This window comes from Skermanella sp. (genome assembly GCF_059503625.1).
The window spans coordinates 1-8111 of the sequence record NZ_JCACHA010000864.1; the positions used below are offsets into that span (position 1 = coordinate 1).

General features: G+C 62.0%; 8 protein-coding genes and 1 pseudogene. 6 read left to right on the plus strand and 3 right to left on the minus strand.

What is annotated here, in order from left to right; genetic code table 11:
* Positions 1 to 100: 100 nt before the first annotated feature.
* Positions 101 to 292, minus strand: a complete 192-nt coding sequence (locus AC5JJ6_RS31370; RefSeq protein WP_496045812.1) for a hypothetical protein — start codon at positions 290 to 292, stop codon at positions 101 to 103.
* A gap of 170 nt (positions 293 to 462) precedes the next feature.
* Between AC5JJ6_RS31370 and AC5JJ6_RS31375 the strand changes: the two genes are divergently transcribed.
* Positions 463 to 717: a DUF6460 domain-containing protein gene (locus AC5JJ6_RS31375; protein WP_496045813.1), complete on the plus strand. Its 255-nt coding sequence runs from the start codon at positions 463 to 465 to the stop codon at positions 715 to 717.
* 446 nt (positions 718 to 1163) lie between these two features.
* Here AC5JJ6_RS31375 and hisI read toward each other — a convergent pair whose 3' ends face one another.
* Both hisI and metC read right to left on the minus strand, forming a co-directional pair.
* Positions 1164 to 1574 carry a phosphoribosyl-AMP cyclohydrolase gene (hisI, locus tag AC5JJ6_RS31380; RefSeq protein ID WP_496045814.1) on the minus strand — a complete coding sequence of 137 codons (411 nt, stop codon included), beginning with the start codon at positions 1572 to 1574 and terminating at the stop codon, positions 1164 to 1166.
* Positions 1571 to 2746 (minus strand): cystathionine beta-lyase, encoded by a 1176-nt coding sequence (gene metC, locus AC5JJ6_RS31385; RefSeq protein ID WP_496045815.1) that lies wholly within the window; start codon positions 2744 to 2746, stop codon positions 1571 to 1573. The genes hisI and metC overlap by 4 nt, the downstream gene beginning before the upstream one ends.
* Positions 2747 to 3100: 354 nt before the next feature.
* On the opposite strand from metC, the gene AC5JJ6_RS31390 reads away from it, so the two are divergent.
* From AC5JJ6_RS31390 to AC5JJ6_RS31410, 5 genes and pseudogenes are all read left to right on the plus strand, one after another.
* A complete protein-coding gene (locus tag AC5JJ6_RS31390; protein ID WP_496045816.1) occupies positions 3101 to 4126 on the plus strand; it encodes an amino acid ABC transporter substrate-binding protein in 1026 nt (341 codons plus the stop codon).
* A 132-nt stretch (positions 4127 to 4258) separates the two neighbouring features.
* On the plus strand, positions 4259 to 5449 hold the full coding sequence (locus AC5JJ6_RS31395; RefSeq protein WP_496045818.1) for an amino acid ABC transporter permease: 1191 nt from the start codon (positions 4259 to 4261) through the stop codon (positions 5447 to 5449).
* 2 nt (positions 5450 to 5451) lie between these two features.
* Complete coding sequence (locus AC5JJ6_RS31400) at positions 5452 to 6591, plus strand: amino acid ABC transporter permease (RefSeq protein ID WP_496045817.1); 1140 nt, start codon at positions 5452 to 5454, stop codon at positions 6589 to 6591.
* 33 nt (positions 6592 to 6624) lie between these two features.
* Positions 6625 to 7401, plus strand: coding sequence for an amino acid ABC transporter ATP-binding protein (locus tag AC5JJ6_RS31405; RefSeq protein WP_044426226.1), 777 nt, complete (start codon positions 6625 to 6627; stop codon positions 7399 to 7401).
* Positions 7402 to 7533: 132 nt separating this feature from the next.
* Positions 7534 to 8111 (plus strand): annotated as a pseudogene (locus tag AC5JJ6_RS31410) (exopolyphosphatase); the annotation flags it as partial.

An 8111-nucleotide genomic window follows, 5' to 3' on the forward strand; every position in this document is an offset into this window, starting at 1 on the left:
AATTTTGCCGGCATCAGCTACAAATAATTCGGGTAAATCAGCCTAATTTGCGAGATCGATGCATAAGTTCAAGGCTGGATGTCCAGCTGGAAATTGGCGGCTATTCGTACCGGCCCAGGCAGCCGTGATGTCGGCTCAGCGCTCCCTTGACGCTTTGCCAGATCTCCCGGCCCTCGCGGTCGCCATTCGCATCGGCATCTTCCGCGCGCGCCTCGGCCTGACTGACGGCTTGACGACCGTAGCGGCCGATAAGCAGGTTTGCGACAGCCCAATGCTCGTGTTCCACCACCATGCCGTCTCCTATTGCCGTGAAACCCGGCTTATCCATCACTTCCGCAGTGCTACTCCTTTAAAACAGTCTGGCTGCATCAACTATTCCGCAGGTCGGTGGTTTTTTTCTCGTACCCGGATACCGATCTGACAGCGGTTCACCGTCACGGTGCATGATGGAACCTGGAATAGATGGAGCGTTTCGGCCCGATGAGTTGGATCATCAGAATTCTCGTACTCTCACTGATCGTCGGGTTGGCCATATCGTTCTTCGATATCAATCCCATGGGGATACTGAACGATACCTGGGACACGGTGCTTGCAGTAGGAGGCCTGTTCAAGGGAGTGGCGGACTGGGCGTTGCCCTATATTCTGGTCGGGGCCGTCGTCGTCGTTCCGATCGCTTTGATCAGTGCGCTGCTGCGCTACCTCCGTCGGTCGCGCTGAAAGCCGATGGGAGAATGTGACAAACCTGTGATGTCCCGCGTGCGCAGTGTCGGGAACCGCCCGGTCCAGATAAATTAACCATGCGACCGGGTTATGACCGGATCCCCGATGAGTGCATCGAGGACGAGGTTGGTTCGCATCCTCTACTCATCGCGCATTCGCCTCAGGGTGACAGCTAGCCTGTCACCTCTTTTTTGGCTGCAATTTACTTGTGCGCGACCAATCATGAGCGTTGGGCGCGAAATAAAAAAAGCCAGAGGTTCTTGAAGAACCCCTGGCTCAAAGGCGATTACAGGGAGGGTTAGAGACAAGAGTGTTTCTATCTCACACCCTGGGGGGCTACGTTGATCTAGATCAAAGGAAAGGAGACTTCCAAAATTTTTTGGAAAAGCCCACGAAGATTACCCTTTCCAAAGCCTTAAAAATCTCACTCGAAACATTTTGACTTACTGCGGATCTCTAGGTCCGTAGAGCCGTTCGGGTGGAGTTTCGACATCCAGGATGGTAGTGACGCCGCCATCCCTGACGGCGCGATAGAAGCAGCTGCGCCGTCCGGTATGGCAGGCCACGCCCTCCTGGTCGACCAGCAGCAGCAGGGTATCGCCGTCGCAATCGACGCGCAGTTCCTTTAGGTGCTGGACCTGCCCCGAGGTCTCGCCCTTTCGCCACAGCCCCGCGCGGGACCGGGAGTAATAGCAAACCCTGCCGGTGCCCAGCGTTTCGGCGATGGCATCCCGATTCATCCAGGCCATCATCAGCACTTCGCCGGTATCGTGCTGCTGCGCTATCGCCGGCACCAGTCCGTCGGCATTGAAGCTGACGAGGGCCAGCAGTTCGTCATGCGTCGTCGCGGTCATGCCGCCTCTCCCAGTCTGGTCAGTCCGCGATCGAGATCGGAGATCAGGTCGCCGACGTCCTCCAATCCAGCGTGAAGCCGGATCATCGGACCCTGGCTTTTCCAGGTGGACGCGGTGCGCAGCTTTTCCGGATTGGCCGGCAGGATCAGGCTCTCGTAGCCGCCCCAGCTATAGCCCATGCCGAACAGCTCCATGCCGTTCAGGAAGGCCGATATGGCCTGCTTGGATACCGGCTTCAGCTCCATTGCGAACAGACCGCTGGCGCCCAGGAAATCGCGGCGCCACAGCGCATGGCCGGGATCGTCGGGGAGGGCAGGGTGAATGACGCGCGCGACCTCCGGACGGTTCTGGAGCCACCGGGCCAGTTCGATCCCGGTTGCCTGATGCTGCCGGAGGCGGGTGCCCATGGTCCGCAGTCCGCGCAGGCCAAGATAGATGTCGTCCGGGCCGGCGCAGGTGCCCAACTGCACGGCATAGCGCTTCAGCCGGTGCCACAGGTCCGGCGTGCGGGCGGTGACGACGCCCAGCATCGCGTCGGAATGGCCGACCATGTACTTGGTAGCGGCATGGATCGACAGGTCGACGCCGTGGTCGAACGGCCGGAAGAAAAGCGGCGTCGCCCAGGTATTGTCGATCATGACGACCGCGCCGGCGTCCTTCGCCGCCGCCGCGATGGCGGGGACGTCCTGGATCTCGAAGGTCAGCGACCCCGGGGATTCGACGAAGACGACCCGCGTGTTCGGGCGCATCAGCCGGCCGATGCCGGCGCCGATCAGCGGATCGTAGAACTCCGTTTCGACGCCCATCCGCTTCAGCATGTCGGAACAGAACAGGCGGTTTGGACCGTAGACGCTGTCGCTTACCAGGATGTGGTCGCCGGCCGAAACGAAGGCGAGCAGCGCTGTCGTGATCGCGGCCAGACCGGACGGCACCGTGACGGCCTTGTATGCGCCTTCCAGCTCCGCGACGGCGGCTTCGAATGCCTGCGAGGTCGGCGTCCCTATCCGCCCGTAGCGCACGCCGTCGAAGGCATGGCCGGCGTCTTCCAGGGATTCCACCGTTGGGAACAGCACCGTGGAGGCATGGTAGACCGGTGGGTTGACGATGCCATGGTTGGCGCGGGGATTGTTGCCGGCGTGGGTAAGAATCGTGTCTGGCTTGGCTTTTTTCATGGCTTCTGCTGAGAAAAGAGGCGTTTTAGCGAAGCTCTCGCGATCGAAAATCGGATATGCTTTCGGGAGTGAAGCGGCAGTCTGGCATTCCGGAAGGCTCCGGCCAACCCCCCTTCAAAAACGAATGGGCAAAACGAATGGGACAGATGGGCCGGTTTTAGCTCATACTCGATCGATTGAAGGAGCGATGCGCAGCCTGTAAACGCGGTGGTGCGATTGGGGTCATGCACTTTTGTGGGGGCAGCCACAATCAAACGCTATTCCAACTGGCTCAAACATTGCTAGAACTTCGTGGGGTATGCGAACAGTTGCTCACATGCTCGAACTTCGAATTAAGAAACAGGGTAGGACCGAATGAAAACGAAAATTCTCGCCGCGATGGGGACCGCAGTCGCAATCGCTCTTGGGGCCAGTGCAGCTGTCGCGGGGCCGACCCTGACCGCGGTGAAGCAGAAGGGTTTCGTCCAGTGCGGCGTCAATCCCGGCCTGCCCGGCTTCTCCAACCCCGACAGCCAGGGCAACTGGCAAGGCCTGGATGTCGATTTCTGCCGCGCCGTCGGTGCGGCGATCTTCGGCGACGCCAAGGCCGTCCGCTTCACGCCGCTTTCCGCCCAGCAACGTTTCACGGCACTTCAGTCGGGCGAGATCGACATCCTGTCGCGCAACACGACATGGTCGCTGACCCGCGACACCTCGCTGGGTCTCAACTTCGTGCCGACCACCTTCTATGACGGCCAGGGCTTCATGGTGCCGAAGTCGCTCGGCGTCTCCCACGCTACGGAGCTGAACGGCGCCACCGTCTGCGTCCAGTCCGGCACGACGACCGAATTGAACCTTGCCGACTATTTCCGCAGCAAGGGCATGACCTTCCAGCCGGTCGTCATCGAGTCCTTCGACGAAGTTAACGCCGCCTTCTTCGCCGGCCGTTGCGACGTCTACACGACGGACGCTTCCGGCATGGCGTCGATCCGTTCCACCCTGGCGCCGAATCCCGACGACTACGTCATCCTGCCCGAACTGATCTCCAAGGAGCCGCTCGGCCCGGCCGTGCGCCATGGCGACGACGAGTTCTTCGACATCGTCAAGTGGGTGATCTACGCGACGATGGAAGCCGAGGAGCGCGGCATCACGTCCGCCAACGTGGACGATCAGACGAAGAGCCAGGACCCGAACGTCCAGCGTCTTCTGGGCACCACGCCCGGCATGGGCCAGGCGCTCGGCCTGAGCGAGAAGTGGGCCTACAACGTCATCAAGACGGTCGGCAACTACGGCGAGATCTTCGACCGTAACGTCGGCGTCAAGACCCCGCTGAAGCTGGAGCGCGGCCTGAACGGGCTGTGGACCAATGGCGGCCTGATGTACGCTCCGCCGGTCCGCTGAAGCCGGGGGAGCGTCGATTTTCCGGCTGGCGAGAACGCAATGCCGGAAGATTGCCGCTTCCGATCCAGATCCCGGCCGTCCGCCAGGATGGCCGGGCCTTCGTTTCAACCGGGAAAGGAGTGATCGTTGGCAATCTCCAGAAATCTCGGGAACCCGGCTCCCCAGGCGCCGCGCCGTTCCCTGATCAACGATCCGAACGCCCGAGCGGTCTTCTTCCAGATACTGGTGCTCGGCGGCGTGGCGCTGCTCGGCTGGTATCTGGTAACCAACGTGCTCGAGAATCTGGCGCGGCAGAACATCGCGACGGGTTTCTCGTTCCTCGACCGCGAGGCCAGTTTTGCGATCGGGGAGTCCCTGATCGCCTATTCGCCTGCCAACAGCTACAGCCATGCTTTGCTGGTCGGGTTCCTCAATACGATCAAGGTCGCGGTGCTGGGCATCGTGCTTGCCACCATTCTGGGCACCATCATCGGCATCGCCCGCCTTTCCAGCAACTTCCTGGTCGCCAAGCTGGCATCGGCCTTCGTCGAGATCATCCGCAACATCCCGGTGCTGCTCCAGCTCTTCTTCTGGTACGCGGTGATCGGCGAGAGCCTGCCCAATCCCCGGCAGGCGTTGAACCCGATACCCGGCGTGTTCCTCAGCAACCGGGGCATGAAGGTCCCGGCGCTTGCCGACGACCCGATCTGGATGTGGGTCGGATTGTCCATCCTGGTGGCGGTCGCCGGCGTCTGGTTCCTGGCGCGCTGGGCTCGGAAGCGGCAGGAGGCTACCGGCCAGCAGTTCCCGACCGCGCTCGCCTCGATCGGAGTGCTGATCGCGGTGCCGCTGCTGACATGGCTCGCCGGAGGCGCCCCCACGGCGCTCGACGTGCCGGAGCTTCAGGGCTTCAACTTCCGGGGCGGTTCCAATATCAGCCCGGAATTCGCGGCCCTGCTGGTGGGACTGACGGTCTATACTTCCAGCTTCATCGCGGAGATCGTGCGCAGCGGCATCCGGGCGGTCAATTGGGGCCAGACGGAGGCGGCATCCGCGCTCGGCCTGCACAGGGGTACGATCCTCCGGCTGGTCGTGCTGCCCCAGGCGTTGCGGATCATCGTGCCGCCGACCACCAGCCAGTATCTCAACCTGACCAAGAACAGCTCGCTCGCGGTCGCCATCGGCTATCCCGACCTCGTCAGCGTCGCCAACACCACCCTGAACCAGACGGGACAGGCGATCGAGGCGGTGGCGATCATGATGACGGTCTACCTGACCATCAGCCTCGGCATCTCGCTGTTCATGAACTGGTACAACAAGCACATAGCCCTGGTGGAGCGCTGACGATGGCAGACAACCTCTCCATTCAAGGCCATGCCTCCGTGCCCGACAGTCCTTCTCCGGCCGACACGGTCAAGCCGCCGGCGCTGGCGCTGGGGCCGCTCGGCTGGGTCAGGGCGAACCTGTTCAACAACTGGTTCAACTCGATCCTGACGATCCTGATCCTGTGGCTGGCGTATAAGGTGATCCCGCCGTTGCTGGACTGGCTGGTCTTCAACAGCGTGCTGCCGGGCGAAGGGGTGACCAACCAGACCTGCCGGGCGTCCGGCGGCGCCTGCTGGGCCTTCATTCATGAGAAGTACCGGCTGATCCTGTTCGGCCTCTATCCCTACGAGGAGCAGTGGCGCCCGATCCTGGTCGTCCTGCTGATCATCGGCCTGCTCGGGTTGAGCTGTAACCGCAACTTCTGGCGGCCCTGGCTGCTGGGCGTCTGGGCAGTCGGCGGCATCGTGGTGGCGACCCTGATGTGGGGCGGCGTCCTGGGCCTGCCGTTCGTCCCGAATACCCTGTGGGGCGGCCTGCCGCTGACGCTGATCCTGTCGGTCGTCGGCCTTGTGGTGGCCTTTCCGCTGTCGATCATGTTGGCCCTGGGCCGGCGGTCGGACCTGCCGATCGTCAAGTCGCTGTGCGTGACCTATATCGAACTGATCCGGGGCGTGCCGCTGATCACGGTGCTGTTCATGGCATCGGTCATGTTCCCGCTGTTCCTGCCGACCGGCGTCACCATCGACAAGCTCCTGCGCGCCCAGATCGGCCTGATCCTGTTCGCGTCGGCCTATCTGGCCGAAGTGATCCGGGGCGGGCTCCAGGCGATCCCGAAGGGGCAGTACGAAGCGGCCGACAGTCTCGGCCTCAGCTACTGGCAGAAGACCGGCAAGATCATCCTGCCGCAGGCGCTGTCGATCACGATCCCGCCGCTGGTCAACACCTTCATCGGCTTCTTCAAAGACACGTCGCTGGTGATCATCATCGGCCTGTTCGACCTGATGAGCGCGTCGAAGGCGGCTCTGACCGATCCGGCATGGCGCGGCTTCTACAAGGAGTCGTACCTGTTCGTGGCGTTCATCTACTTCATCTTCTGCTTCTTCATGTCGAAGTACAGCCAGTGGCTTGAGGTTCAACTCCACCGCGGTCACAAGCGATGACCCGGCATCCATCCATGAATGGGGAGACCATCTATGAGTGACACGAACCGCACCGTGGCGCCCCGGCCGGGCGACGAGGTCGCGATCGAACTCAGCGACGTCCATAAATGGTACGGCGAGTTCCACGTCCTGAAGGGCATCAACCTGTCGGTAGCGCGCGGCGAGCGGATCGTCATCTGCGGCCCATCGGGTTCCGGCAAGTCCACCCTGATCCGCTGCATCAACCGCCTGGAAGAACACCAGCGCGGCAAGATCGTGGTCGATGGCGTCGAACTGACCAACAACCTGAAGAACATCGACGCCGTCCGCCGCGACGTCGGCATGGTGTTCCAGCACTTCAACCTGTTCCCGCACCTGACCGTCCTGGAAAACTGCACCCTGGCGCCGATCTGGGTCCGCAAGATGCCCAAGGCCCAGGCGGAAGAGATCGCGATGAAGTACCTGAAGCGGGTGCGCATTCCCGATCAGGCCAACAAGTATCCCGGCCAGCTTTCCGGCGGACAGCAGCAGCGCGTGGCGATCGCCCGCTCGCTGTGCATGAGCCCCAAGGTCATGCTGTTCGACGAGCCGACCTCGGCGCTCGACCCCGAGATGATCAAGGAAGTGCTCGACGTCATGATCGGCCTCGCCAACGAGGGCATGACCATGATCTGCGTCACGCACGAAATGGGCTTCGCCCGGACGGTCGCCAACCGGGTGATCTTCATGGACCGGGGCGAGATCGTCGAGCAGAACGAACCGCTGGAGTTCTTCAACAATCCGCAGTCGGAGCGGACCAAGCTGTTCCTGAGCCAGATCCTGGCTCATTGACCCGTATGGGGACCCCGGTGCCGCACCCTGCCGTGCGGCACCGGGGTCGATCCGCTACCCTTGACCCTGCTATCGCTTCTCCGCCATAAGTGTTACCTCTTGTTGGCGGGTCGGCGTGGTAGCGGGGACGAGATGGGCGGACAGAAATACCGGTTGGTCACCAGAAGCGATTTCGACGGCTTGGCATGCGCCGTCCTGATGCGCGAACTCGACCTGATCGACACGATCACCTTCGTCCATCCCAAGGACATGCAGGACGGCCTTGTCGAGGTCGGCCCGAACGACATCACGACCAACCTTCCCTTCGTGCCCGGCGTCCATCTCGCCTTCGACCATCATCTGAGCGAGGCCGAGCGCGTCGGCGGGCAGCAGCCCAATCACATCATCGACCCCAAGGCCCCGTCGGCGGCACGGGTCGTCTACGATCATTTCGGCGGGCTCGAACGCTTTCCCAAGGTGCCGCAGGTCATGATGACGGCGGTCGACAAGGCCGACTCCGCTGATTACGGCATCGACGATATCCTCAAGCCGACGGGCTGGACGCTCCTGAACTTCCTGATGGACCCGCGTACCGGACTAGGGCGCTTCCGCAGCTTCCGGATCTCCAATTACCAGTTGATGATGACCCTGATCGACTACTGCCGCGATCATGATGTCGACAGCATCCTGGATCTGCCCGACGTGGCGGAGCGGGTAGAACTCTATTTTGC

Coding starts and splice junctions, on each gene's coding strand:
- AC5JJ6_RS31370 (WP_496045812.1), bottom strand. CDS start 292: ATGGTGGTGGAACACGAGCATTGGGCTGTCGCAAACCTGCTTATCGGC.
- AC5JJ6_RS31375 (WP_496045813.1), top strand. CDS start 463: ATGGAGCGTTTCGGCCCGATGAGTTGGATCATCAGAATTCTCGTACTC.
- hisI (WP_496045814.1), bottom strand. CDS start 1,574: ATGACCGCGACGACGCATGACGAACTGCTGGCCCTCGTCAGCTTCAAT.
- metC (WP_496045815.1), bottom strand. CDS start 2,746: ATGAAAAAAGCCAAGCCAGACACGATTCTTACCCACGCCGGCAACAAT.
- AC5JJ6_RS31390 (WP_496045816.1), top strand. CDS start 3,101: ATGAAAACGAAAATTCTCGCCGCGATGGGGACCGCAGTCGCAATCGCT.
- AC5JJ6_RS31400 (WP_496045817.1), top strand. CDS start 5,452: ATGGCAGACAACCTCTCCATTCAAGGCCATGCCTCCGTGCCCGACAGT.
- AC5JJ6_RS31405 (WP_044426226.1), top strand. CDS start 6,625: ATGAGTGACACGAACCGCACCGTGGCGCCCCGGCCGGGCGACGAGGTC.